The sequence below is a fragment of the Acinetobacter chengduensis genome, assembly GCF_003664645.1.
Lineage (GTDB): Bacteria > Pseudomonadota > Gammaproteobacteria > Pseudomonadales > Moraxellaceae > Acinetobacter > Acinetobacter chengduensis.
This window is the reverse complement of sequence record NZ_RCHC01000019.1, coordinates 22,325-47,263: the sequence shown is the minus strand read 5'-3', so window position 1 is coordinate 47,263 and position 24,939 is coordinate 22,325. Positions and strand designations below refer to the sequence as shown.

Below are 24,939 nucleotides of genomic sequence, written 5' to 3'. Positions count from 1 at the left end.
ATGAAAAATACACAAAAAGATTTAAAGCGTTATGAAATTTGTTTACAGCGCCCACACAGACCAACGCCTGAAATGGCGGAGTCAATGCGTGCACTGGGCGTAGGGAGCGCGACAGAGAAAACAACCCTACAATCTATACCCATGGCACTAAATGAGCTTTTACCGTACTTGGAAAAGCAACTTAAAAACCCAGAAAATGCAGGCTATGAAGTTCTTTCTATCGTTCAAATTACAGAAGAAAACCGTTACAAGCTAAGCGAAGACTCTGCGGATTCTATTAACGGCGTGATAGAGGAACTTCGATAATGCATGTATTTATTACTGTCTGGGTGCTCACTGTTAGCTATATCAATCCCAATTCTAAAGTGGGCTTTTCTTATCAGTTGCAGTACAAAGATAAAAAAACCTGTATGGCCAATATTCGGGCGCATTCAGCTCACTACACCAACCCAGACAATTATTTTAAGGGTGAAATAGTGAATGAAGGTAAACGTGTACGTTGTGATGCTTCACAAGTAGTAGTGGGTGTTAAGTAATGACTGCAGCTCAATTGATTTTGAAGAAATACGGCGCCGTACGTGGGCGGTATTTTTTGGACAATTTACCTGAAAATTTCGAGTATTGGAGCCCTGAAAAGAAAGTTGTAATGAATCTAACGGATTTAACTAAAGGGCTTGAAGACAGTGACGTTATAAAGTTATGGGTACATATCCCAGAGCTTAAAAAGCTGGTCGAAGCACATGAACGGGTGCTTGTCTGGCGTATGCCTGCCTGCTGGCTCGAATCTTGCGATGGTGATGAATTTGGAATAGTTGGTGCTGGAATGCTCCTAAATACATTTCCTGAAGGCATGAGCGAACTTGACCGAAATCAATTAATACAAGATATAAACGATGTAAAGGCATGCCAAGAAATTGGTGAAAATGAGCCCTCAAAGAAGGATATTTAATTATGATCGCCCGTAAATTAGTCGATATTCTTGATATGAGCGACAAGGCTATTTGTGATCAACATAGTGATGAAAAAAAGTTTGAAATTAATAAGTCTGCTAAACCCAGTCATAATTTTGTAGTTGGTGAGCAGGTTCTTATAAGTACGAGTTATTTACACAATGATGCGTACATAATCTTACGGCTATTTGATTTAGATGGTTGTGAGTACGCAGAAGTACGCCCTATTGGTGGCAAGAAAGCAAAAGCTGTAAAAAAGGCTGATTTAAAGGTCATTGGTGCGGAAATGGCGCTACGGCTCAAAAAAAAGGCTGAGCATGAAGCACGGGCGCGTCAATATCGCCAGCGTTTAGCCGCTAATAAATGAGTAAATGAGTAAATGAGTAATTGCGTAAAAAATAAATTGCCTCGCACTTGGAAATTACCTACTGAAGCAGGTGGGCCATTAACAGATGAGCAAATCGCTTTAATTTTAAGCCCGGACAGAAACTTTTCACATGAAGAATTTAAACGCCTTTATTCCTGTAGCTGGGATGTGGCCAAGCCGGATAAAGATGCAAGCGTTATTCCAGACGGCGCACTTGTTACTCTGAAATCGGGCAATACAACCCCGTTTAGGGTCGTGAAACGCTATGAGCATAAAGGTCGCACTAGATACCGCGTAGTGAACATAAAAACCGGGAGTGAGCGAGGCGTAAATCAGAGAGAAATCTGCGCCGTATTGAGCAAAAAAGAGGCTCAAGAGCTAAGCGATAAAGCTAAGAAAACAATAAATATTCAACAGTTTATTTAAAGGGAAAATACACGTGAAAAAATTTAAGTTAACTTGGAATGAGCGTGTAGTTGATAGTGGTGGCGGTATGTTGCACATGGAAGTAAATTACCAGATCATTGAGGCCGATACAGAGGATAAAGCCTGCGATATCTGGGACGAAGAAAATGAATTTAATGAATATCAAAATGGCTTAAGTGATTGTGTCGAAGTTGTGGAGCACCCGCTATTCAGCAAGCATTTAAAAATTGAAATGCCAGACGGCCATACATACGGCGTTCCAGTAGAGTTTATTGCCCGCCATCACGCTGAATATTATTGCCAGAAAGACTATAACGGCGATATTACAAAGAGCTTAATTGAAGGCACTTTGCCATTATTTGAGTCGTACGCTGACGAAATCACGGATTGGGCGCAAAACAATTTAAACTGGTCAGACGTTAAAGGTTGTGCGCTAGTTCTGGGTAAAAAATCCATGGACAGTGAAATGGAGGAAGCTTGGGCAAATGGGGAGCATTCCATTGTCTAATGATCTAAAAGCAGAGCATTCGCATTACTGGAATGCTCCAAAGGGATATTGGGCAAGCCATTATTCCGAAATCTCTTAATATTATGTATTGCACAATACAGAAAGCCGGGATATTTCCCCGGCTTTTTTTGCGCCGTAAATTTTGGGAACAATAATTTTTAGCCAGATCACTGGGAAGCACAATAAGTCTATTAATGTGTAGAAAGGGTGGCACAGATGGCCAAACATGAATCACGCGTTACAAGCGTAATAAAATTTAATCTTTATGACCGTGGCTGGCAACATAACGGCAAAGACCGTTCAAATTATGACGTGCAGGGCATGATTGATAAGTTCAATTCACCAGCAATTCAAGAGCAGGTCGAAAAAGGGAAATTAAACGGCTTTTGTGGCCATCAGATCCGCCAGCGTTACGGCATGATCCCGCCAGAAACGGGAGGCCTGAAGGATGGCAAGATCATATTGCTTGAGCCGGGTATTCGCACTATTTACTTAAAAGCACATAGCAATGGTGACGTTGAACACCGCCAAGAGTTTTATAACAACCCAACAGGCGACCATATTTTGCGACAGTACAAAGCTAAGCAAGGTGGCTTTAGTACGGCGATGAATTTCTTTGTGGATGGCGATACTTTACGCCCGAATGTTTTTGGTGGCTTTGACTATGTATTTTCACAAAACTTCTTAGACAACGCTTGCACCAATGAATTTGACTCTATGGAAGGTGCAGACAATTTAGAGCTTATTCACCAGTTGCTTGAGGGGCAAATTGTGGCTATGTATGACAGCATTGCCGAAACAAGCCAAGTTTATGACTATTTGCAGGCCCAGTCGGATAAAAACCGCAAATTAGAGGCTGATTTGCGCCGTATGCGTGGTCGCGATGAACGGCGCCGTATACGCCAAAAACAGCTAGAAGAAAATCATTTTGATAGCATGATTGCATCCGATACCACGGATTTTGATCAAGTATGCATGGATGCAAATAAGTTCCTTGGTTTTCGCCCAGAGGTATTAGAAGACAGTAAGCAGAGCAAGGTAGAGCGTAAAGCTGAAAAATATGTAAGTGCTATCGGTAAAATTGGGGGCTTCGGCGCATGATGGAATGGCGAGAAAGCCGGAAGTCTTCACTTGAATCAGTCAAAGGTGCTATTGGGCGCCTATTGATTGATTTTAAGCTATGGACAATGCCGGATACCAAGGCGTTTAAACATTGGAAAGATTTGCCGATTCGGGACGCCATAAAAGTGGCACCATCGCGAATGATTGATGATGTGGATGGGATGCTGGCTAAATACAGACAGCAAGAAACAACGAAGGGCTATGTTGCTCCATTGCCGGTGCTGTTTGTGGCCATTGCACAAATGGTAAGCCCGCCTGAAGTATCCGCCATACGCGGGACGCCTTACTGGGTGAATACGACAGTGCCAACAGATCCTCAAAACCGAAAAGTTAAACTGCGAACAATCCCACACCAGTTTCGCATTCAGCTGGCTTTTGTGTGTGCAGAGGGTGATACCTGCCAAAGCGTCATTAATCAATTCTGTGCGTATATGACGGATGATTTTAAGCGCCGTATTAAAGCCGTCTGTGAATTGGGGGACGGCGTGAAAGATGAATGGGATTTAACTATTTTAGAAAATAGCTTGTATCCAGACAGCATCCCAACGGGACAAAATAATATGTCCGTAAATACCGTTGATTTTCAAGTGGCCGGGCTAATCCCTCAAGTCGTTGGTTTATATGATGAGGATGGGAAGGACGAGTACGGCGAAGGCGTAGACATGGGCGGGCGAGATCCGTTTGAGTTTGAACCGGGCAAGCCACAAGAATGGGGCGTCATTGTTGAAGCTGATTTGAAGGATGAAACGTTAGAACCATCTGTGCTACGTGCGAGTGTAGATAGTGTCTCTGGTGAGCGTAAAGTGGAGCGTGTGAAGATATGAGCAATACAATGATTTTGGACACCCGGGTGAACAGTTACCAAGGGCCACCGACTCGACTTGTAGCAACCTTAAATGCTGAAACAGGCTTGCTTTATATCAGTGATGAAAAGCCATTTCATCCGCCAAAAAAAGATTACAGCTTATTGGAGCTACTGAAGCAGAAAAAGCGTGCTGGCCACACTGTAATTATTACAGATTCGCCAGACGTTTTTGAAAAGTGGGATTTGCTTTTTAAGGAAAGTGAACACATGGCGGAAATTGTCCGGGCTTATCAAATGCGTGATGCAAATAAGCTATTAAAGATTGACCCGGCGGTGATGGGTAAATTCAACCCAGAGAACGTATTACAGCAACGCCGACTAGACGTTAAGAATGGCGCCGTATGGGATATTTCAACAGAAGCACAAAACGGCCATATCTGCATCTTGTTGGCCTGCTGGGGTGCCATGCGTGCTTTGGCCAACTTCTCTTTTGCTAATCAGATTGAACAGAGCCTAGAACCCCAAGAATACGGCGCGGATAGCATGGATTTAGACGAACCTTTCACCATTTAATACCTTGTTTCAAACAGTGGAACAAAAATAAAAGGCCTATCAGGCTGTTCATAGACTTATAAGCTGGTGCTTATAGGTCTTTTTTTTGTGCTGAAGGATTTAAAGAGCCTCCCAGAATGGCGGGAGGCGTGCTTGCGGTATCGGTACGATATTTTCCGCTTTGCCGTTGAAGGTCTAAACATGACCAAAGAAGCGGGGCAAGAAGTGACATGGCAACAGCAATTGCTGTTTTTATCCGTGGCACGTGATGGCTCACGTACTTCTGTTGCGTCTGGACATGGTACGGGTAAAACCCGTTCTGCTGGGATTATTGCGCTCTGGCACCTGCTGTTTTTTGAAGACTCTGTAATGATGTTTACGGCGCCACAAATTGATCAGCTAAGGAAATTAGTCTGGAAAGAAATTTCAATCTGTCTTTCGCGCTTAAAGACTACGCATCTGTCGTGGTTAGCGGATTATGTAACCGTATTGGCCGAAACGGTTTATATAAAAGGGCATGATAAGACTTGGCATGTTATCGCTAAAACAGCACCAAAAAACCAGCCAACAAACTTAGCCGGCCAGCACGGTGATAACTACTTCTTATGGGGTGATGAGGCCTGCGGTATTGATAACGCCGTAATGGATGTGGCAATGGGTGCCTTGACGCATAAAAATAACCGTGCGTGTTTGACTTCCCAGCCAGCAAAATCAAGCGGTTTTTTCTTTGATACCCATCACAAACTATCTATGCGTTCTGGCGGTGTTTGGAATGCACTTACATTCAATGGTGAGCGTTCACCGATTGTTTCGATTGAAAAGCTTAAGGAGTCGCTAAAGCAATACGGCACGCGTGATGATCCACAATATATGATTCGTATCCGGGGTATTTTTCCGGATCGTGCGAACGAGTATTTGGTAACTCAATCGCAAGCTGAAGGGATGTATAACCGCAAACGGGCAGTAATGAAAAAGCATACCGGCTTTGGCTATGTATGCTCTGTCGATGTGGGTGGCGGTGTGGGCCGTGACGATAGCGTGATCGTAATCGCTAAGGTGTGGGGTAATGCGCATTATGGTGATTTAGCACGGCGAGTCGATGTAATCGATATACCAATGTGTAATAACCGCGCTGACCTGCATGCAATGACGGCTTGCATTGAAGAAAGCTTAATCCGTTATCCAAACTTAACGATTTTGCTTGATGCAAACGGCGCAGGTATTGGCTTAGCGCAAAATTTACGGTCACGTAATATCTTTTTTAGGGAAATTCACTGGGGCGGTGAGTGTTTTGAAAACGCCAATAAAAAGCTGTATGTGAACCGCCGTGCACAGGCTAACGTATGTCTGGGCCGTGCAATTGCTCAAAACCGCTTAAAAATCCAAACGATTCGCCATAGAGCCAAGTTTGAAGAACAAGTAACGCGTATCCCTTACACGTTTGATGATCGAAGTCGCTATAAAGTTCTATCAAAAGAAGAAATGCGCTCTAAGGGCTTAAAGTCTCCCGATATGGTCGATACATTGGCCTTTATGTTCATGGAGAGTATTAACTTTACCCCGGCTTATGATGATTATGATCACTACGAAGTGGAAGACGAAGGGCGTGGTGCCAATCCGGCCGTGTCCGCCGCTGAAGTGGCGCGTCTTGAATTGGAGGAACTTAAGCGCTTAGCTGAAGATATTGATTGATGCCATTAGAAGTGGAACAAAAATAAAAGGCCAATCATGGCGCCGTGACAATAACAGCATTATTTTAAAGGTTATTGAAATGGCAAATCCCATTGAATTTATTGTAACGAATGCGGGGCGCGATGCATTTTTTGATGCTAAAGCCAAAGGAATTAAGCTTTTAATATCAAAAATCGGGCTTGGATCAGGGCAATATCAGCCCGCCGTAACCCGTACGGCGTTATCTGCGGAATTTACTCAAAAAACGATATCAGCAGGCGGTATAGAGCTGGAAAGCTTTGCTTTACGCTTCACTGTGATCATGAGTTATAGCGCTGAAAAAAATGTAAGTGAAGTGGGCCTATATACGGATAAAGGCGTTTTATTTGCTGTAGCCTCCCAGCCTACTGGCTCTTATTTCCGCTTATACCCGGGCATTGATTTTGTGGCCAGCATGGGCTTACTGCTCAAATCTGAAGATCTGGCCAAGAATATTACTGTTGTGTCAGATGGTACCGCAGGCCAAGCTCTGCAAGTGATGAATGCCCATTTGGCTGAGACAGATCCCCATCCGCAATACAAAGAATTTTCGCGCCAGCTTATGCGTGAACATTTGGCCGATGAAGATCCGCATCCGCAATATGCTAAAAAATCATATCTAGCCGAAAAAATGGCTGAGCTTGATGAAAAAGTTGGTGTATTGCTGGATGTGACAGCATTCATTTTCCCGCCTGCATTGGCGTGCGGTTACGATACGGCGAGTAAGGCGGTAGCGGAACGTAAAAAGGGCGCTATTTTCTCTTATGCAGACACGTCCATGGTTTATTTGTTTACACCAGAGTCACAGCATGAGGGATGGAGCTCTATACGCGAAGCGGAGCGAATCACAACGAGCATTTACGACCGTTCAGGGACGAATCGCGTTGATTATTTGGGGCGCAGTAACTACGCCGTAATCGATACGGCGAAACTTTTAAATAAAAATGGCTTGGCTGGCCAAACAGATCAGCTGGCCAACATGATTAAAGCAGGGACGATTGAAGCCGGGCAAAATCCTACGATCCAGCGTATTGCTTCAGATGACTTGAAATATACAAGTGATCAATTGGCCGTACTTGTCTGTCCAGAAGGTGAGCACGAGGGATGGTCTATCACGCGTAAAGACGACAGCATAACAATTGATGTGTTTAACCGATCTGGCGTTAGCCGTGCGACTTATGCAGGCCGTATTAATTGGGCTTTATTTAAAGTAAATGCTGTGCCAAGCGCTACTCGGTCAAACTACCCATTAAACCTAACAACAGGTGTTGCAAGTAGTGGAGATTTTGTGATCCCGGCACCTGCTGGCCATGATTTTACCAATCCAACATATTTCCCAGTGATCACGCCTGAAAGTAGTCATGAAGGATGGACAATAAAGCGTACAAGTGCTGGTTTTGAGGTGAGTGTGTTTAGTCGATCTGGATCTAATCGTACGACTTATACCGGGAAAGTGAGCTGGGCCGTATTTGCTATTGAGCGACCGATGAAACGCACGGTTTATTATGAAGGTAGCCATAAGATTGTGGTACCCGTGGGCCGTGTGGTCAGATTTGCTTTATATGGTCCAGGCGGTGGCGGTGGCGCATCGCGGCGGTCTACGCAAACGGGGCCGGTTGACGGTGGTAATGCTGGATCAACCAAAATAACTAAATCATCCCTTGTGCTTGAAGCTGGTGGCGGATTTGGGGGGACTGGCGGTATTTGGGGCAATGGATCTTCATTTATTAATGGTGAAGGGGGTAAAGGTGGCGAAAATATTGTTAGCAACCTACTCGCTGGAATGAAGATCTTAAGAAATGTGGCAGGTAATGCCGCGATTATTGGAAACCGATCTATAACCCAACCGGGTGGCGTGGCCACTTCTTTGGATTCTGGATTAAGCGAAAGTAATGCCGGCGGTACTGGTGGCCGTGGTGTTGGTGATGAGGATTGGTCATACGGTGGCGGTGGCGGATCGGGTGGCTATTTGCTTATCGAATTTGAAAATACAAGTGATCAAAGTATCGAATTTGATTTGTCTGTAGGTAAGCCGGGTGCACGCGGTATTACTCAAAACTTAGGTAATGATGGCGGTATCGGCTTTGCGATTGTTTTAGAGGAAGTCTAATTTTAATCGCTGGAACAAAAATAAATTTGGTTTTGTGGGTGGCAAATACTTATGTCATCTATCAAAACCAGTTTTATTCCTATGTCTGACGTAATTGTTTTATCAATTCAAGATACGGCGCTTCGTAAAATGCTCAAGTATCAGAGCAGTGGGCTAGAAGCGTTTTTATCACATGTAAGCCTTGGCTCTGGCAATTATGAGCAATCTGCTCATACTGGCTCAATGGCAATGCCATGGGGCGATTTTCCAATTTTAAATAGCTATGTTGATACTGACCATCATCGCTTAGTGCTTACAGTCTTAGGGCGTGTTGAGCAAGAGAAAGCCGTCACTGAATTGGGTTTGTACGATCTGGATGGGGAGCTATTTGCAATCGCCTCCCAACCAGCTGGCCATTTTTTCAAAACGCAAGTAGGCGTTTATTTTACGTTCGCCGTATCCTTAGCAATGGATCAAATCCCATTTGGCCAAAAAATAAAATTAGCCTTTTCTCATCAACAGCAACTACTGCAAGCTTTAATTGCATTGCATACACAACATAAAAACCCGCATCCGCAATATATTAAATTTATGGCCAGCGTTATCACTGATCACTTGGCCGTGGAAAATCCTCACCCGCAATATGCAATGAGAACTGAAGCGGATAGTGCAATAAAAGAATATCTGGACATGATTTCGCGCTTAATGGGGCTATATGTTGGCCTATTGAGCTTTGAATGCTTTGCTGGCTTGATGGTTGCGGGTAGCAATAACACCATAACACTAGATAATTTTAACGGCAGTTTACTCAATAAATACCCGGTGTTAATCAATCCGGAAAGTGCACATGAGGCGTGGAATATTTCACGTGAGGCAAAGAAATTCACATTTTCAGTCTTTAATCGCTCACTCATCAATCGCGTGGGATATTCAGGCGCCTTGAATTGGCTTGTATTGCCGTTAGCCGATGATTTGGAACTGGCGGGCCTACTTATGCCGGAATTACTTGCAAGTGGCGTACAAAGCAGTTCTGGTAGCCTTGAGGTAAAGCGCCCAAACAATACGGACGTGGACTATTCGCAGTGCGTTTTCTTGATGTGTCCAGCTGGGGTACATGAGGCTTGGTCTATTACTCGCGAATCAAGCAAATTTAAAGCGGCAATTTTCAATCGTACGGGCCGTGATCGTACTAGCTACAGCGGGGATGTAAGTTTTGCCATTTTAGAGAAGAAAGCGGGCGCCGTACCTGCAATGTTTCCGGGTGTTCTTATGTCTGGTGTATCAGAAAATGGAGACTTCCAGATTAATCGACCGGATGGCGTGAAATGGGATTTTAACAATCCAAGCTATGTACTGATGGTTACACCAGAGGGCATGCACGAAGCATGGAAGATCACACGCGAAACAGACAAGTTTAAAGTTTCAGTGTTTAACCGTGCTGATACAAGCCAAGTGGCCTATACAGGCAAGGTTAACTGGGCGGTATTTATGAAAGAGCCAGAACAGCAGAAGAAAATTTACCGTGTTGGCCAACATAAAATCACGATTGAGCCAGAACAAACAATTATTGTTGAATTATTCGGTGCTGGTGGCGGTGGCGGTGGCTCACGCTATACGGGTGTTAGTTTTCTTTGCCCGGGTGAAAATGGTGGCGACACACAGCTGAAGACAGCATTAAAAACGCTATTGGCTGGCGGTGGCATCGGCGGTATTGGTGGCTGGTGGGGTAATGGCTCACACATGAGTGAGGGCGAAGGTGGTCCAGGAGGGACAAACAAAATTAATGTTTCAAAACAGGACGATCTGCTGATCACTATTGAAGAAAATAAGGACGGTATACACGGCATCGTAAACAGATGGTCGCCACAAACCCGAACAATAGGATACTCATCTTTGGGTTATAGCGACTCAAATGATGGCGGTACGGGTGCATGGGGTATTGGTGATGAGAGTCGATCCGGTGGAGGATCTGGCGGTACAGGTGGCTATATTCGGGCCAAGGTACAAAACACGGCAAAATCTCAAGTCACAATTGATCTGGACGTTGGCAAGGCTGGCGCCGGGTGGACAGAAACACTTAACCACGGTGAAAATGGTGCTGACGGTTTTGCAGTTATCACTTTTTTATAAGCGGGAACGAAAAAAATAGCTGTTTAACGTACACGTGAAAATAACACTATCTTTTAAATTGGATAGTGTTATGGACGCTGGACAAGAGTTAACCCACACAGTAACAACAGTTGTAAATAGTGAAAGCCAGCAGATTACCAATGAAATTAAATTAACGGATGGTGACACCGTTGTTTTAGAAACTAAAAACTTGGTTAATCTGCAAAATGGCAAAACTTATGTTTTGGATGCAAAAGGTGAAATAGACGGCCGATTGATACGCCGTATTTTGAATGTGGCCAATAACTTAATCGGCACAAATGCTTTTGATTTTAAAAATATTGATGGTACGGCGACAGATGGTAGCTTAATTAAATTTACGGCGAATTATGACGCCGTTTTAATGAAGTTTAGCGGAACGGCACCCGTTGGCACTACAGTTCAAATCCTACTAGAAGACGGCACCAGCATCGCCGTAACCCCTAAAACAGAAGGCACTTGGGAGCAAGAGCTCACAGCTGAGCACTTACAGTTGGGTGAAAACAATATTTTTGTGATCAATGGATCTGAATTAAGCCAAGTCATTGAATTTAATATTCAGCACAAAGACGAATCGCCTTTTAATCCCTCATTTACCTTCGACATTAGCAAAGACGGGAAAACAGTTACAGGCACAGCTGTAGATAAGCGTGCAGTCGTACATGTAAGTTCTGAAGGCTGGACGCATAGCGGTAAAGTGAATGCTGAAGGTGAATTTTCGATTGTATTGCCAGAAATGGGGCTTTTGCATGGCTCTACGCTTGATATTTGGTTGCAATATGACGGTGTGGCCAGCGAGTACCAAAGCAAAACTTTCTATCTTGGCTCTGTCGAAATAGACCAAGTGTATGGCCAATATGTCAAAGGTACCGCAGAGCCACGTGAAGCTGTTTTTGTGTCAACAGGGCGCAACGATAACACCACGATTTATGCAGATGCATCCGGGGCATGGCGCCTAGACTTCCCTAACGGCCTAGAACAAGAGCAACTTGTTGTTGTGATTTTAGGCGGTATTGGTGGCCATACACCGGGAGCACTTATTTACAAAGGTGAAAGCAATGTAACTTTTGCGCTTACTGCTCAAGTGATAACGCCTTTTCATATCAAGGGCAAGGCCAAGCCAGCGGAAACAGTATCTATTACGTCATTACTCAATTCTGCATATACGGCGATTGCAGACAGTAAAGGCGATTGGGAAATACATGTAACTAATAGCTTTATGCAAAATGAAGAAATTAGCGTATCAGGTCAATCTGCTGAGATTAAAGTGCAATATGTGAAAATTGGCTTAAGTGTTTTAGCCGTGTCTAGCACGTTAATCACTGGTAAAGGCCAGCCGGGTGAGAAGATCCGCGTTGATGTAGTGGACAGAGCAACGGTTGAAGCCTCTATTTCTGATGATGGTGAATGGAGTGCATTATTTAATCCAGCCCTAAGCAATCCTACTGCTATTCAAATTTCAGACTCTAATGAATCCCTGCAAACAGCCTACGCTAAGTTTACGGCGCATGCGGTAAACAGCGTTCAGCTAGAAGGTATTTCACAGTCTGGTAGCAAAGTGTTTGCAAACAATGTTGAAACAGTGACCGATGATCAAAACCGCTGGAAGTTAATCCTTCCTGAAGCGTTACAAGTGGGCGAGTCTATCCAAGTTACATGTAACGGCATTATGAAAAACGTTACTTTCATGCCTGAATTTACGGCGTATATCAATAATGATGGCTTAAGCGTATTGGGTACTTCTGCGCAGGCTCAAGTGACTATTACTGCCGGCGGTGTGGACACTGTTGTAACTGTACTAAACGGTGAATATAACCACGTTTTAGCCGTGGCTTTGGTTGCTGGTGATCAGGTAACTGTTAAATCTGGTGATGAGGTAAAAACTTTGACTTATACGGGCATTACAACCTTTACGGCGGCACTTAATTCAAGCCTAAGCTCCGTATCTGGCAACGTGGATGCACCTGCAAAAATTCGCGCCGTATTTACAGATAACAGCATGGTTGAAGCGACTGTGCTTGCTGGATCTTATGTGCTTGATTTAGAGCGTACGCTTTTGTCTGGAATTGATGTGATTGTGGTCGCATGTATTGCCAATGATGCGTTATATCAAGCCATCACGATTGAAGCGTAAGCGGGGTGCTTATGCTAAATGAATATCAAATTGCACTGCGCCAGCTCATTGAGCGGGCGCAGCGCCGTGGTAAAGCGCATGATTTGCGCTTTTACCAAGTTCAAGATGATGAAGTTCACGACCCTTCACTGATTAGCTACCGTCTGTATAAGTCGCGTATGTATGTAACTGAGGTCAAAGTGGCTTGTGGCATTTCTTATGCGCATGAGTTGATCCCAGTCCGGGCATATTATTTCCCTACATTGCGCGATATTTTGGCTTTGCGACAAAAGCATGGAGTAGATTCATGACATTTAGTCCAGACGATTGGCGCAGAAAGGTAATGGAGGCCAATGTAGCGAAACAAGCGCGACAGGCCCTTAAAGATGATAGTACGGGCCGTAAAGCCGCCGAACATAACGATAAGTTCAAGCCCGTATTTTTGCGTCCAAATGATATCGATGGGGAATATGATTTTAAGCGGATGCTGAAGACAACCCTTGGCGGGTTAGAGCTACGCAATATCACATTACAGGATTTAGAGGCCTTCGGTAGCAACATTGAAACAATAGGCACGCTATACAAGGGCGGTATCACAATTCCGCAAGTGATTAGTCTGTCGCGTCAAGATGATATTGACCGGGCTAACCGGGAGATTTTAAGCGTAGCACCGAAATTTCGCCGTGCTGGTACCGTGACGTTTTTAACTAATTCTGGCCCGCGTTCAAAAGATCCATTTCACGTGGTTAATATTGAATTTATGGCCTATGACAGCGTGGTATTACAGCCAGTCAAAGAGCGGGCTAGTACGATTAAAAATCGCTTGTCAAACGGTAAAGTGCGTATCGAGTGCGATTGTGGACGTTTTCGCTATTGGTATCGTTATATTGCAACGCTAGGAAACTATGTGCATGGGCGCCGTGAGACAGGATTTCCGAAAGAAAAAAACCCCGATTTAACTGGCATCGCATGCAAGCATATTTTGCGTGTAGCCCAGTATTGCCGTTCGGCACTTGGCCAACAGTATTTAAAGATGGCCATAGATAAAGATCGGGCTAAAACATACGGCCGTATGTATTCATCCAGCCCGAAACAGCTGGCAAAAATGATTGATGATCAGGCGGCATTGCAAGGCAAGGCAAGCCATAAGATCACACCGCGTTTAAACACTGAAGCGAAGAAAATTGCCACCAGAGTTGAAAAGCAAACAAAGCAGGTTATGGCCAAACAAGCCAAGCTAGACAATAAAGAGCGCCGTATAGCACGTCTAACCGCTAACTTTAATTCAGGGCTAATTGATAAAGCAGATTATGATTTTTATATGAGGGTAGAGCGTGAAAGAAAGTATTAATCCAATTGCCAATAGTGTGCTCAATGGTCGGCGCCGTATGGCTCGACAGATGGTTTTAACGTCTACGGCGTCAATCCCTGCAATCGTATTTTCTAAAGTGCTAATAGATACAGATAAGGGTAATCGACAGGATGACGTTTGGAGCGGGCTGGGGGTGATGACCGAAGAAGATGAGCACGCTTTTGATTATGAGCAAAAGGGCCTAGCCATGGTTTTGCTGGATCAGTTCACGGGCGCGGCGATTAATAAGGGGCTTATTTCTGTAGATGGGGCAGACGCCTCATTTATGGCTCAAATTGAACCCTTTGTCGAGGATGTGGAGCTTTTTAAGCAATATGAAAATACGGCGAACTGGACGCCGGAAAGTGGCGATATATTTTGCTTGATGCTAAGTAGCGATTTTGCCGTCTGGGTGGAGAATGTAGGCTCACAAGGCCAAACAATCGTAGGGGATTTTGGGGTTAAATATCTTCTTAATAAACGTGATGATCTGTCTTATTTAGCAACATTCGAGCAACGTCCAGTAAATTAATTTTGTATTTCCAAAACTGGGAACAAAAAAATTTAGCACTTTACAGCCATTTCAAAATAACCGCATTTCCAACGCCCTAAAGGCAAATGAGGTTATTTAAATGGCTTTAACACAAGAGCAACAAACATACCATGAAACAGCGCAGCGTGAAATTAACGCAACTGTCAATTGGATGCGCAATTATGCCAAAAAGCGTGAAGGTAGTAATGGTGCTAGTGTTGTTGCTGCTTATGACAGCTGTGTGGCTGATGCAGAAGCAGACAACAACCTTGATGAAGCAATTCCAAAAGTGTTACGTGACATTTTTGACAGTGCTGGCCCAGAAAATAAAGCTTACATTCTAGGTGCTATCGATAGCGGTATTCGTAGCTATCAAGCAGTGCATGGCGGTGAAATGCCACGTGCAGACATGGTAGCAACAGCATTGGCTGATGGCCTTATCGCGCTGAAGTCTGTTGATGGCTATGACAGCACTGTAAATGGTACCCAGCTTAATTCCAGTGGTATGGAATCTCACTCTGTTATTCCTGCAGCTGCAATCGTTGCTATCTCTAGCCGTATTGCTACGTCAATTCCAATCATTGCTTATTTACCAAACGCAAACGGCTCTAACCAAGTGCCGGTTGTTTATGGCCGTAACATTGCTAAAAACTCGTTTGGTGCAGTGAAAGCTGGTGAATACATTGACGGTAAAGGTGCTTCACTTCAGTATTTCGACCCTATTTTTGAGTTTGTAATGACTCAAGATACGGCGGATGCTAAGAGCTACACGCTGTCTCCTACTGTCACTTATGCAAATGGCACGCTTGATCAACCAGATCCAAATGCACCAGCACTTCCGTTTATGGGTGGCCGTGTGCGCATCCTTGTGAACGGCGTAACTGTTGGTGATGACGCTACACGTGATCATGCTAAGTTCACTGGCCCTTCTGCAATTATTCCAAAGCGTAATCATCATTTAGTTGTTGCAGGCGTGGAAGTTGCTGTTGTTTCTGGTATTGCAGACTTAAGCGCTAACACTGTGCAGGTAAGCTTTAAAGAAGAATTGCCAGCGGGTGCAGTGGTAACTGCGGAACTTATTGCAGATTTTGAACGTACTGAAGCAAATGGCGAAAAACAGATCCTACTTGCGCCTTCGGTCGATGTAGATCTTGTTGCGCGTGATGTGTATGCATATCCAATGCGCGGTCGTTACCGTGCGACTACAAGCTCAATTTACCAAGTACAACGCGAACTTGGTCTTGATATTCGTGGCGCCGTAACCGCAGTTATTTCGTCAAAATTCCTTCTTGAACAAAACGTTCGCTTATTGCGCCGTCTTAAAAAGCGTGCCATTGGTTTTGGTCGCGTATTTACGGCGGACTTGCATCGCGGTGCTACAGAAACCCCAGCGTTTAATAACACGTCAGAACAAGCGCGTGAATTACTTGTGTCTATCAGCATGGGCAAAGTAAACATTAATAAACTGCTTGATATCGTACCGTCTGGCCACGATTTGTATGTGACAGATAAAATGTCTGTGTTGTTTGACAACCTTGCAGACGATACACATTATAAAAAATTATCAAGCGCAGTTGGTTCTCCTAACCAAATCACGCGTATTGGCCAAATCGGCAACAACATTAACGTTTACCACGTTCCTGAAGATGCGCAATTGCTTACTGAAAGCAACAGCGGTGCTGAAATCATGCTTGTTGGCCGTTCTGGTGATCCTGTACGAAATCCTTTCGTTGGCTTCCCAACAGTTCCGTTCACCGTTCGCGAATCTAACACTCAAGACTTTGTTCAAGGTGTAACGATTGAAGCGACTGGCGCGGCTGATTTAAACCCGCTTGATCGTTTCTGTGATCAGTGTGTGGTTATTCAAGTAGTTAACTTGCCTGTTTCTATTACTGGCGCGTAATTAAATGCGCGTCTTTCGGGACGCGCTTTTTTCTTTTACCTGGACCAATTAAGGGAAATTAGCAAAATGACTACTACAACCAAAGCAACCAAAACCACTAAAGCAACTAAAGCACCTGCTGAAGCACCTGCTACTGAAACAGCACCTGCTGAAGTGCCTGCTACTGAAACAGCACCTGCTGAAGCACCTGCTACTGAAACAGCACCTGCTGAAGCACCTGCTACTGAAACAGCACCTGCTGAAGTGCCTGCTACTGAAACAGCACCTGCTGAAGCACCTGCTGAAGCACCTGCTACTGAAACAGCACCTGCTGAAGCACCTGCTGAAGTGCCTGCTACTGAAACAGCACCTGCTGAAGCACCTGCTGAAGTGCCTGCTACTGAAACAGCACCTGCTGAAGCGCCTATTGCTCCGGTTGATCCGTTAAGCGTATCAATCAAAAACAATGGGCCACGCACTTATGAAACTTATACAAAAACTGATTTGCCAGCGGGTGAGACAGTGATTGTTAAGTGTAAAAATCCGCGCCAGCGTTTAGCTGTTATCAATAAGCTTCAGCAATTAAATGAGCTAAACAAAAATAGCCGTTACGAATTTGAAGGGGTGTAACAATGCCTTATATCGCAGGTTTAGTTGACGGCTATGACATGGTTAACTTTGTACCGTCAGATCATATTGAAGCTGCTGTATCAAGCTTAAAAAGCATGCCTTATGTCTGGTTTGTTGTTTTTTCTCTCCATTCAAAAATGGACGAAAACGTAAGTCTTGAATACAAGATTCAACAAAAAGATGCTGATTTATATCAAGAAAACACCTCATTGACTTTGCGCTTTGTTGATACGTATCACGGCGATGAAGTGTTAAAAATTCAAGGCTCAATGAGCGAAAATCTTGAAGATTTTGCAAGCATTGTGAGTGTTGCACATGCGACAGAGCAATTTGAATCGTTTGAATTGTTCGGAAATGACAATTTTTCAGACTACGTTTCAGACTCTGAAGCATTTAACGCCCGCAATACCCTTGGCCGTAATGTCTATATGGATTCAATGGCCGAAGATACGGACAAAGTAGCGCTATCAGATGATGATTTATTTGATGCGCTTGTGGAGGCGGAGGAACGCCCGAACTACTTAGCCATGTTCTTTAGTGACAACTTGCCGTTGTTCTTAGTCATGCTACGCGCCAGCGAAAAGCTGAATATTCCGCTGAAAGTTGAACTAGATCCAACATTAACCCCGGATCAAATGGTACTTATTGCTGAAGAATTGAGTGCTTATAGCCACCGTGTAGAAATTATCGTGTGCGCCGTATTGGCACGCCCTAACAACAGCACATCAATTTACGGCAAAAAAGTACCGCGTTATGCACTGGGTACGATCATGGGCTATACGTTGCTACGCAATGCAAAAACCAATGCACAAGGCATTCCGCCACTGAAGACACCAGTTGCCGGCTATGACTTTCCAATGCGCTGGGCAGGTATGCAGATGCGTAATGACGTTAAGTTCAATGAAGACGTGATTGCCAAGTTGGCCGAAGCAAAAATTAACGTGGTGCGTAAAGAAGTTTATGACACTGGAACTCGCTATGTTCTTTCGGATTGTTTAACCCAATACGACAGTAAAACAAGCGTTTTAAGCCTAACCAGTTCTGCTGAAATCTCCATGTTTATTGATAATCGTCTTATCAATATCTGTAAACGCCATTTACTCAAAGGTAAATCTGATTTTATTAGCGATGCTTTGCGCGAATGCCAATCGTTTTTAGAACAGTGTGCAAGTGAAACAGCAGGCCTGCTTGTGGACTCAAGCGAACTGGGCGGTAAATACGTTATTTCGATTACCTCACGCCAAGATCGACCACACGATGCGGTTGATTTGAAGTGCGGTTATCGACCTGAAGGCGCCGTTCGTGCTGCCTATTTAGATACCAGCGTACACAAATAATTGAAGGAATTGGGAAATGAACCAAGCACTAGACTTTAGCTTTATTACACAAATGCGCCGTGAAAAGGCCAAAAACCAAGCGGCCGCTCAAGCTGCTAAACAAACTGTAAATCATTTTGACAGTGCTGCAGGCGATATGGCTGAAGACATTATGCAGTTAGACGACAAAGCTTTGGAAAGCGAAATTTTAGCCTTGCGCCGTAGTGCGTTATACGGCGTTTTGCAACTTGCTGATGACGTTTTGACAGATGATTTAGATGATTCTGAACTTCCATCTGACCGTCTGGACGCTTACCTTTTAGGCGGTGCTGGTGAAGGCGGTGAAGAACATGATCAATTGACTGAGCAAGTGCTTCAAATCAAAGCGGCGAACATGGCGGATGCTATGTCTTCTTTAGGTGTTGACGATGACACTATCGAAAAAGCTTTTGGCGAAAATGTAGATGAAGCAGACGAAGCAATCGAAAAAATTGCTGAAATCATTAGCACAAATCTGCCAGCAGAAGATGAGCGCGGCGAATTTATCACTGCCTTTATCTTTGGTGATGATGGCTTGGATATGGAAGCTGGCCAAGTAGCCGAATATGACAGCGCACAAGTGGGTAAAACCAAAGTGCGTAAAACCAAGAGTGGCCAAACACTTGTATATCGCGGCGTGAAAGCTGTGCGTGCTGGTAAAGTTACTGTTGTGAATAAGCGTATTGGTAATACATCTATGAAAGTTAAGCTATCAGCTAAACAGAAAAATGCATTGCGTAAAGCAAGTGCTAAAGCTGTTTCACCAAACGCCATTAAGCGCCGTTTGAAATCATTGCAGATTGGTAAACGCCAAGGCATTTACAAGAAAAATAACGGCCTATAAAACAGCCTAGAAAAAGCCCGGATTAATCCGGGCTTTTTTTTATGGGAACAATAATTAATTGTAAAAATTGGTAATAGCAAAATATGCCTATAGTTAATATACAGAGCTCTAAAATGGCTAGTTTTGATTTAGTAAATATCAATGATGCCTCACCACTGGTGAAGCAATTTAATCAGCGCATGACCAAGGCAACCGGCCAGATGGTTGTTGCATTTATTCCGCGGAAGATGAAAAAAGTTGCGGATGAAACAACAAAGGATCTGGATTTTGTTTTAGAGAATGGCCAGACCATTACGCTTGTGGCACGTACCGATGGCGATATTGTGCGTGTGAAGCTGAATAATCGCGATATCCCGCTCAAAAATGAGTTATTCCACTTTTCAGCAGATGCATTTCAGGTGATGGCACCTACAGCTGGCTCTAAATACAGTCTGGCAAGCAATGCGTCAGATCGAAACTCTCCGGCGGCGGTATTTGCAAAAGCAATTGAAGAAATCGCTTCACGTGTACGTGCCAATCAAGCTGCGTTTGATAAACGCCGTACCCAAGAAAAAGTTGTTATTCCACGCAAAGACGGTGCAACAGCTCCCACGACAGTGCCTGCTAAAACGCGCCAGTTGCGCGAGTCACTTGAACAGCTAGATAAGGATATCTTGAGCAAGAAAGCACTGCGAGATGACCTTAAGCAACGCCTGACGGTGCGCCGTGATCAGATTAAGCAAGTAGAAGCGGGGGGCTCTCAATGATGTTTGGTTTATATATCGATTTATTTATTGTTTTTGCTTCCCTATTTTGGATTATTTTCACCAAAATTAAGCTAATGCGCATGATGCCGTGCGTATGCTGGGCATTTAAGCAGAGCGATGTGGACATAATCTTATCGCGTGGGCGACTCAAAGCCATTTTTACGCTGGTTTTTAGCCTGCTGTGTCTTATCTTCTTTGCCATTCGGTTTTATTTAGTTCTGCGGTTTTTATCAGCGAGTGGAATGGTTTGCTTCTTGTTGCCAATTTTGTGTGCCATTTACGGCGGGTACGTGGTTTTTTTCCGCACAATTTACAGCCTGCTTAATGAAGAAAAACAATTGCCTTACAAGCAATACTTAATGTCGATTGGAATTGGTAAATGAAGTATTTACTTAATGAAACCGAAATTAAAGAAATAATCGAACACTGGCTGAATACCCCAGCCAATTCGATTCGCGGGAGCGGGTACGGCGAAAGAACTAATCGAATTTTATTTAATGAAATGAGTATGGATGTAGCAGACTTTATTTTAGACAAAATAAAACAGGATATTCCGCTGTTTGCTTCGCTGTCTAGCGATGAATTGCAGGTGTTATCAGAAGACTTGGGCCACGATAAAAAGCGGATTTATATTTCTATTGGCACCGTAGTAGTTCCTATTTCACCTGAAGAATCAAACACCAATTACACCGGGGATAGTGCAAATGCTTACGCTCAATGATGTAAAAAAACGACTGCTGATTAACTTACAAGACACGCCAGAAATTGCACTGCGCTATCAGAACGGCGACCCGCTTGCTGTTGGTACTTTGCAAGCTATGGCCGGCATGATTGCAGATCAATCTGTAGACATTGATCTGGCCAATATTGAACCCTTTACAAAGAGCAATGTCCGTACGATTTTAGCGGATGCGACCAATAAAGGAATTTTGCCACTGGCTACGCCGTGTCGGCACAACATAGACGTGCAAAACAAAGGTACAGACAGCGTTAGTATTTCAGCAGGGCGTTATATTGAAGATGCCCAAGGACGTACTTGGCGCTTATTGCAGACGGCCAATGCTGCGCCCGGTGAAACAGCAGTGGTCCAGGTGGAGCAAAGCGAAATCCGGACTATTCAATATCAAGCTGTATTTACTGAAGCATTTTTGCAAGTTGAGCTAAATATTCAAGAAGATATGCACTTGTCTGGAATTTTGGTGAAGGATGATTTAGGCAATGCATATAGCTATAAACCACGCTGGATGAATACGGCGCCGGGTGAATATGCCTACAATCTCAAAACCGACAGCATGCGGAAAATGATTGCTGAGTTTGGCGATAGTGAGCGTTGTGGTGTGACCGTTCAAGCCAATACTGTGATTAGTTTTGAGTTGATCGAAACAGACGGCAAAATTGATACCAGCAAATTGCGTGAAGCATCCCTTCAGGAAGTATCCAGCGCAAGAGAAACCAAGGTACAAATCAAATTTACAAGTGGCGGTTTAGTGCGTGCTGGTACCGATCCGCTAAGCATTGAGCAATTACGCCTACTTTCCAGCTATCCAGTGCATGATGAAAGCGCCGTATTTCTGGGTGAGTTCGATTACAATGTGCGTAAAGTCTTTATGTCACGTTGCAATTACTTAACCGTATGGAATGAAGCAACCCAAGACATGTACTACACAGCTACGCTGGACGACATGAACCACTTGCAGGCGGCTTTTGTTGCTAAAGATCCAAGCGATACTGAGCAGTTGAAAACTGACATTGTGAAATATATCGGCCAGATTGATTCGCTCTATAAAGACCGGGTGCATATCCGTCAAGTCAGCACACGCGCATTCAAGTTACAGGTCAATGCAAGCTTGGCTTCAGTGCACAATGACGAAATGGTAAAAGAGCAAATTTACACCTTGCTTTTAGAGTGCTACGGCAAAGAGACTTTGGCTTCATCATACTTTTTGGCCGATGGTTTTAACGTTCAAAAAATATCAGATGCGTTTAAGGAAAATATTATTGCATTCCAAGATAATATTTCTGACTTTACCCTTGTTACGGATGATTTATCCGCAAATCGAATTAAACCCCATCAATGGGTGTATATGACCCGTGAAAGCATCACGATCAATATCAAGCGAACAGCTAACGTAGGTGCAAACTTATGGATAAGCTAAACCTATTAGAGCCCTTAAGTTATTCGCATACCTACACTGAGCTTGAACAGGCAATGCAACAGGTTTTTATAAAAACCTACATTGATTTGCTTGGCGATGATCTGACAAACCTATTTGACTACAGCGTACCGCACATGGCTGGCGGGAGCGTAGTTGAGCGATTCTCTAAAAAAGATGGCTTGGTTGTTTTACGGCGCCCAAATATCAGCGAAGCACTCATGCGTGTGATTTATGCAAACTGGATAAGCATGGGATCTAAACGCGGGCTTGCATTTTTAGATTTTGTGTTACGCATGCTCTGGCCGGGGCAATATAAAATTAAGCGCTTGTTTCATTCAAAAGCATTGGCCAGTAGCTATCCTTCACGTCTGACATATACAGAAAGCAGTGAAAACTTCTTAACAAGTCGTATTCATATCAGTATGGACGATGATGTGGACTTGCAAGAATTAACCCAGCTTGCTCCAACGCTCACAAAGCTGGTACCGGCGAACGTTGTGCCAAGTATTGCTGTAGAAGCCGGGATTAACGACTTAGAGATTACGGCGGCGGTAGGTGTAATGCCTATGCTTGTATGTAATTTTGAACCGCTTTAATTTTGGGAACGAAAATAAAAGCGCATTTTTTGAAACTTCAGAATAACCGCATGATGAAACCAAGGAGTAAAGCATCATGCAACCCCAATTCATTCACACGTTGCAAGACTATAAGTCTGATTATGAAACAGCAAAAGCGCTAGGTACCGCTATGTTGGCGTGTAACGCCATGTTGGTACCTGAAATTGCACCCAATGTAGCGTTACTTTTAAAAACCTATCCACGCCCAATTGTGACGAATAACGAAGCGGCCGAAGTTGCTTATGCAGGCGGTTTAGCTGCGCACGTTCCCGGTACGCCTAAGACGTCCTTCCAAGGCGCCGTAACCATGATTGAAACAGAGACAGGTCAAATTGCTGATTTAGCAGAGCTCTTAATCAATAACGGCGGTACCACAAACTGTATTTTGTATGATGGCCGTATGAATCGCTGGACTAAAGCACATGAATTAATAGATTGTGCATTTACTTTTGAACCGGGTGACATTGACTCTGAAAGTCGAAATACGATTTTAACTATCAGCGCCAGCATGAATTATATGTATTTTGGTCAAAATGCCGCGCTTGGCACTGTATCAGCTGGTGTTTATGGTGGCACACAAGTTCCAGTCAACGGCGCAGCTGGTGCTGTCAGCTCTACACTTTCCAAAGCGCAGAATATTCTCAATGTTGTTAAAGCAGGTAATAGCCTGATTAATGCAGCGAAAAGTATTTTCTAAGGCGGCCAAAATGACAATTAAGCAAGTATCAAGACTAGACGTTTACTTATCTACAAAAGCTGGAACGGTAGCGGAGCTTACAAGCTTAGTTTTTGGCGAGCTTACATTGTCCGGCTACTCACTGGGCGAGGATGATATTTTAAATGTCATCCTCGCAGAGTGCCGTTTTTATGCGGGCTGGGCCATGTTTGAAAGTCAAAATCATAGCGTGATCGAATTGGATGAAAACCTTGTCATTGATCAAGGTGAATGGGCAATTTTAGAGCCAGTAATTAAAGCCAATCTTGATTTAAAGCAAGCACAACGCATGGAATCAATCCGTAGTTTAGGGGCGCAAGAGTTTGGCCTTTCCGTAGGTGAGGCAAAGCAAATGTACAAAGAGGAACGCGATGCAATGCCACGCTTAGCGTTTATTGAAGAACCGTACTCATTGGACTTGGATTAATGCGAATAATTGTTGAAAAAACTGGCCGGGTTATCCCAGCGAATCGGCTTACACGCTCTGTTTTTCGTACTGATTTAATACCGATCCCAGTAAACGCGGAATTTTCCGTTGTTCTTGATGATGACTTGGAAAAAAGCCTGATTGATGGGGCTATTGTGCTGGCAGGTGAGGCGGGAACGCGCTTAACCATCATCAAAGTATCAAAGCTTGACACTCAAATGGTCGTACAAGATAAGCGCATAAAAATAGCGTCATTTATCGCCGTACTGGCCGGGTGTGAGACTTTAATAGATCCACTGTCTAAAGCGGTTATTTTAGACGACACAAGTTTTGCTAATGCATATCGCGCATGCGGTTGCAAAATGAAATTTGATAAAGATATCCCCTTGATTAATTTTATCAGCGCATACGGCGCAATTCCCACAATCGAAGTGGCGCATTGCCTGCAACAAGAGTCGGCCGCTATTTACTTCTCAAACGGAAAGCTTAACGTTCAACGCTTGCGTAAATTTTTCATGCAAGAGCCATTGCTAACAATCGACAGTAGTGCCGTGGCATGGGTGAGTAATGCAAAGGTTGAGCAGAACAAAGTCGCTGCATTCATGAGCATTGCTGATGATGGGTCAGTGGTTGAAGGTACCCAAAAAGCAAAGACACCCGTGAAGTACGTGGCCAACGCGGATGCACGCCGATTAAAAAACATGAATGAAATTCTGGTTACGCGTGGATCTATCACACGACCAATGAATATGAGTGTTAATGCTGGCGAAATACTTTTAATTAATGAAAAAAAATATCTGATTTTAACCGCCGCACATGAGTTCCAGAGCGGTGCGCTTGGTGGCGGTTTTGTGAATGCTTCACGCTTTTGGATTGCGTCAATGAGTGCTTAAA

28 protein-coding genes are annotated in these 24,939 nt (G+C 43.9%); all 28 read left to right on the top strand.

The features are described 5' to 3' along the window. The 28 genes from D9K81_RS14755 (at position 1) to D9K81_RS14620 (ending at position 24,938) form a co-directional block, all read left to right on the top strand. Positions 1-306: a hypothetical protein gene (locus D9K81_RS14755; RefSeq protein ID WP_121523547.1), complete on the top strand. Its 306-nt coding sequence runs from the start codon at positions 1-3 to the stop codon at positions 304-306. After that, on the top strand, positions 306-536 hold the full coding sequence (locus tag D9K81_RS14750; protein ID WP_121523545.1) for a hypothetical protein: 231 nt from the start codon (positions 306-308) through the stop codon (positions 534-536). Before D9K81_RS14755 ends, D9K81_RS14750 begins: the two co-directional genes overlap by 1 nt. Further along, positions 536-949: a hypothetical protein gene (locus D9K81_RS14745; protein WP_121523543.1), complete on the top strand. Its 414-nt coding sequence runs from the start codon at positions 536-538 to the stop codon at positions 947-949. The genes D9K81_RS14750 and D9K81_RS14745 overlap by 1 nt, the downstream gene beginning before the upstream one ends. 2 nt (positions 950-951) lie before the next feature. After that, positions 952-1,317 (top strand): hypothetical protein, encoded by a 366-nt coding sequence (locus D9K81_RS14740; protein ID WP_121523541.1) that lies wholly within the window; start codon positions 952-954, stop codon positions 1,315-1,317. A gap of 12 nt (positions 1,318-1,329) precedes the next feature. Further along, positions 1,330-1,743 carry a hypothetical protein gene (locus D9K81_RS14735; protein WP_121523539.1) on the top strand — a complete coding sequence of 138 codons (414 nt, stop codon included), beginning with the start codon at positions 1,330-1,332 and terminating at the stop codon, positions 1,741-1,743. 13 nt (positions 1,744-1,756) lie between these two features. Further along, positions 1,757-2,251: a hypothetical protein gene (locus D9K81_RS14730; protein ID WP_121523537.1), complete on the top strand. Its 495-nt coding sequence runs from the start codon at positions 1,757-1,759 to the stop codon at positions 2,249-2,251. A 216-nt stretch (positions 2,252-2,467) separates the two neighbouring features. After that, positions 2,468-3,352 carry a hypothetical protein gene (locus tag D9K81_RS14725; RefSeq protein ID WP_121523535.1) on the top strand — a complete coding sequence of 295 codons (885 nt, stop codon included), beginning with the start codon at positions 2,468-2,470 and terminating at the stop codon, positions 3,350-3,352. Continuing rightward, positions 3,349-4,197, top strand: a complete 849-nt coding sequence (locus D9K81_RS14720; RefSeq protein ID WP_121523533.1) for a hypothetical protein — start codon at positions 3,349-3,351, stop codon at positions 4,195-4,197. The genes D9K81_RS14725 and D9K81_RS14720 overlap by 4 nt, the downstream gene beginning before the upstream one ends. Next, positions 4,194-4,751, top strand: a complete 558-nt coding sequence (locus D9K81_RS14715) for a hypothetical protein (protein WP_121523531.1) — start codon at positions 4,194-4,196, stop codon at positions 4,749-4,751. The genes D9K81_RS14720 and D9K81_RS14715 overlap by 4 nt, the downstream gene beginning before the upstream one ends. 87 nt (positions 4,752-4,838) lie before the next feature. Further along, complete coding sequence (locus tag D9K81_RS14710; RefSeq protein WP_235831047.1) at positions 4,839-6,422, top strand: hypothetical protein; 1,584 nt, start codon at positions 4,839-4,841, stop codon at positions 6,420-6,422. A 79-nt stretch (positions 6,423-6,501) separates the two neighbouring features. Beyond that, positions 6,502-8,550, top strand: a complete 2,049-nt coding sequence (locus D9K81_RS14705) for a phage tail-collar fiber domain-containing protein (protein ID WP_147433942.1) — start codon at positions 6,502-6,504, stop codon at positions 8,548-8,550. Positions 8,551-8,601: 51 nt separating this feature from the next. Continuing rightward, a complete protein-coding gene (locus D9K81_RS14700) occupies positions 8,602-10,659 on the top strand; it encodes a hypothetical protein (RefSeq protein ID WP_121523527.1) in 2,058 nt (685 codons plus the stop codon). A 70-nt stretch (positions 10,660-10,729) separates the two neighbouring features. Further along, positions 10,730-12,811 (top strand): hypothetical protein, encoded by a 2,082-nt coding sequence (locus D9K81_RS14695; protein WP_121523525.1) that lies wholly within the window; start codon positions 10,730-10,732, stop codon positions 12,809-12,811. Between the two features lie 11 nt (positions 12,812-12,822). Continuing rightward, positions 12,823-13,101, top strand: a complete 279-nt coding sequence (locus D9K81_RS14690; RefSeq protein WP_121523523.1) for a hypothetical protein — start codon at positions 12,823-12,825, stop codon at positions 13,099-13,101. Next, positions 13,098-14,141: a hypothetical protein gene (locus D9K81_RS14685; protein ID WP_121523521.1), complete on the top strand. Its 1,044-nt coding sequence runs from the start codon at positions 13,098-13,100 to the stop codon at positions 14,139-14,141. Before D9K81_RS14690 ends, D9K81_RS14685 begins: the two co-directional genes overlap by 4 nt. Next, complete coding sequence (locus D9K81_RS14680) at positions 14,125-14,673, top strand: hypothetical protein (protein WP_121523519.1); 549 nt, start codon at positions 14,125-14,127, stop codon at positions 14,671-14,673. The genes D9K81_RS14685 and D9K81_RS14680 overlap by 17 nt, the downstream gene beginning before the upstream one ends. 100 nt (positions 14,674-14,773) lie before the next feature. After that, on the top strand, positions 14,774-16,576 hold the full coding sequence (locus D9K81_RS14675; RefSeq protein ID WP_121523517.1) for a hypothetical protein: 1,803 nt from the start codon (positions 14,774-14,776) through the stop codon (positions 16,574-16,576). 66 nt (positions 16,577-16,642) lie between these two features. Further along, positions 16,643-17,185 carry a hypothetical protein gene (locus tag D9K81_RS18445; RefSeq protein WP_171406947.1) on the top strand — a complete coding sequence of 181 codons (543 nt, stop codon included), beginning with the start codon at positions 16,643-16,645 and terminating at the stop codon, positions 17,183-17,185. 2 nt (positions 17,186-17,187) lie between these two features. Then, positions 17,188-18,522: a hypothetical protein gene (locus D9K81_RS14665; protein ID WP_121523515.1), complete on the top strand. Its 1,335-nt coding sequence runs from the start codon at positions 17,188-17,190 to the stop codon at positions 18,520-18,522. Positions 18,523-18,538: 16 nt separating this feature from the next. Continuing rightward, positions 18,539-19,384, top strand: coding sequence for a hypothetical protein (locus D9K81_RS14660; protein WP_121523513.1), 846 nt, complete (start codon positions 18,539-18,541; stop codon positions 19,382-19,384). An 83-nt stretch (positions 19,385-19,467) separates the two neighbouring features. Then, positions 19,468-20,130: a hypothetical protein gene (locus D9K81_RS14655; protein WP_147433941.1), complete on the top strand. Its 663-nt coding sequence runs from the start codon at positions 19,468-19,470 to the stop codon at positions 20,128-20,130. Continuing rightward, positions 20,127-20,513, top strand: coding sequence for a hypothetical protein (locus tag D9K81_RS14650; protein ID WP_121523509.1), 387 nt, complete (start codon positions 20,127-20,129; stop codon positions 20,511-20,513). Before D9K81_RS14655 ends, D9K81_RS14650 begins: the two co-directional genes overlap by 4 nt. Further along, entirely contained in the window at positions 20,510-20,851 is a 342-nt protein-coding gene (locus tag D9K81_RS14645; protein WP_121523507.1) for a hypothetical protein, read from the top strand. The genes D9K81_RS14650 and D9K81_RS14645 overlap by 4 nt, the downstream gene beginning before the upstream one ends. Next, positions 20,835-22,286, top strand: a complete 1,452-nt coding sequence (locus D9K81_RS14640) for a hypothetical protein (protein ID WP_121523505.1) — start codon at positions 20,835-20,837, stop codon at positions 22,284-22,286. The genes D9K81_RS14645 and D9K81_RS14640 overlap by 17 nt, the downstream gene beginning before the upstream one ends. Further along, the gene (locus D9K81_RS14635; RefSeq protein WP_121523503.1) at positions 22,274-22,882 is read left to right on the top strand and encodes a hypothetical protein; all 609 of its coding nucleotides are present in this window, start codon (positions 22,274-22,276) and stop codon (positions 22,880-22,882) included. Before D9K81_RS14640 ends, D9K81_RS14635 begins: the two co-directional genes overlap by 13 nt. 76 nt (positions 22,883-22,958) lie before the next feature. Next, a complete protein-coding gene (locus tag D9K81_RS14630; protein WP_121523501.1) occupies positions 22,959-23,600 on the top strand; it encodes a hypothetical protein in 642 nt (213 codons plus the stop codon). Between the two features lie 10 nt (positions 23,601-23,610). Continuing rightward, positions 23,611-24,045: a hypothetical protein gene (locus D9K81_RS14625; RefSeq protein ID WP_147433940.1), complete on the top strand. Its 435-nt coding sequence runs from the start codon at positions 23,611-23,613 to the stop codon at positions 24,043-24,045. Continuing rightward, positions 24,045-24,938, top strand: a complete 894-nt coding sequence (locus D9K81_RS14620; protein WP_121523497.1) for a hypothetical protein — start codon at positions 24,045-24,047, stop codon at positions 24,936-24,938. The genes D9K81_RS14625 and D9K81_RS14620 overlap by 1 nt, the downstream gene beginning before the upstream one ends. Position 24,939 lies beyond the last annotated feature (1 nt).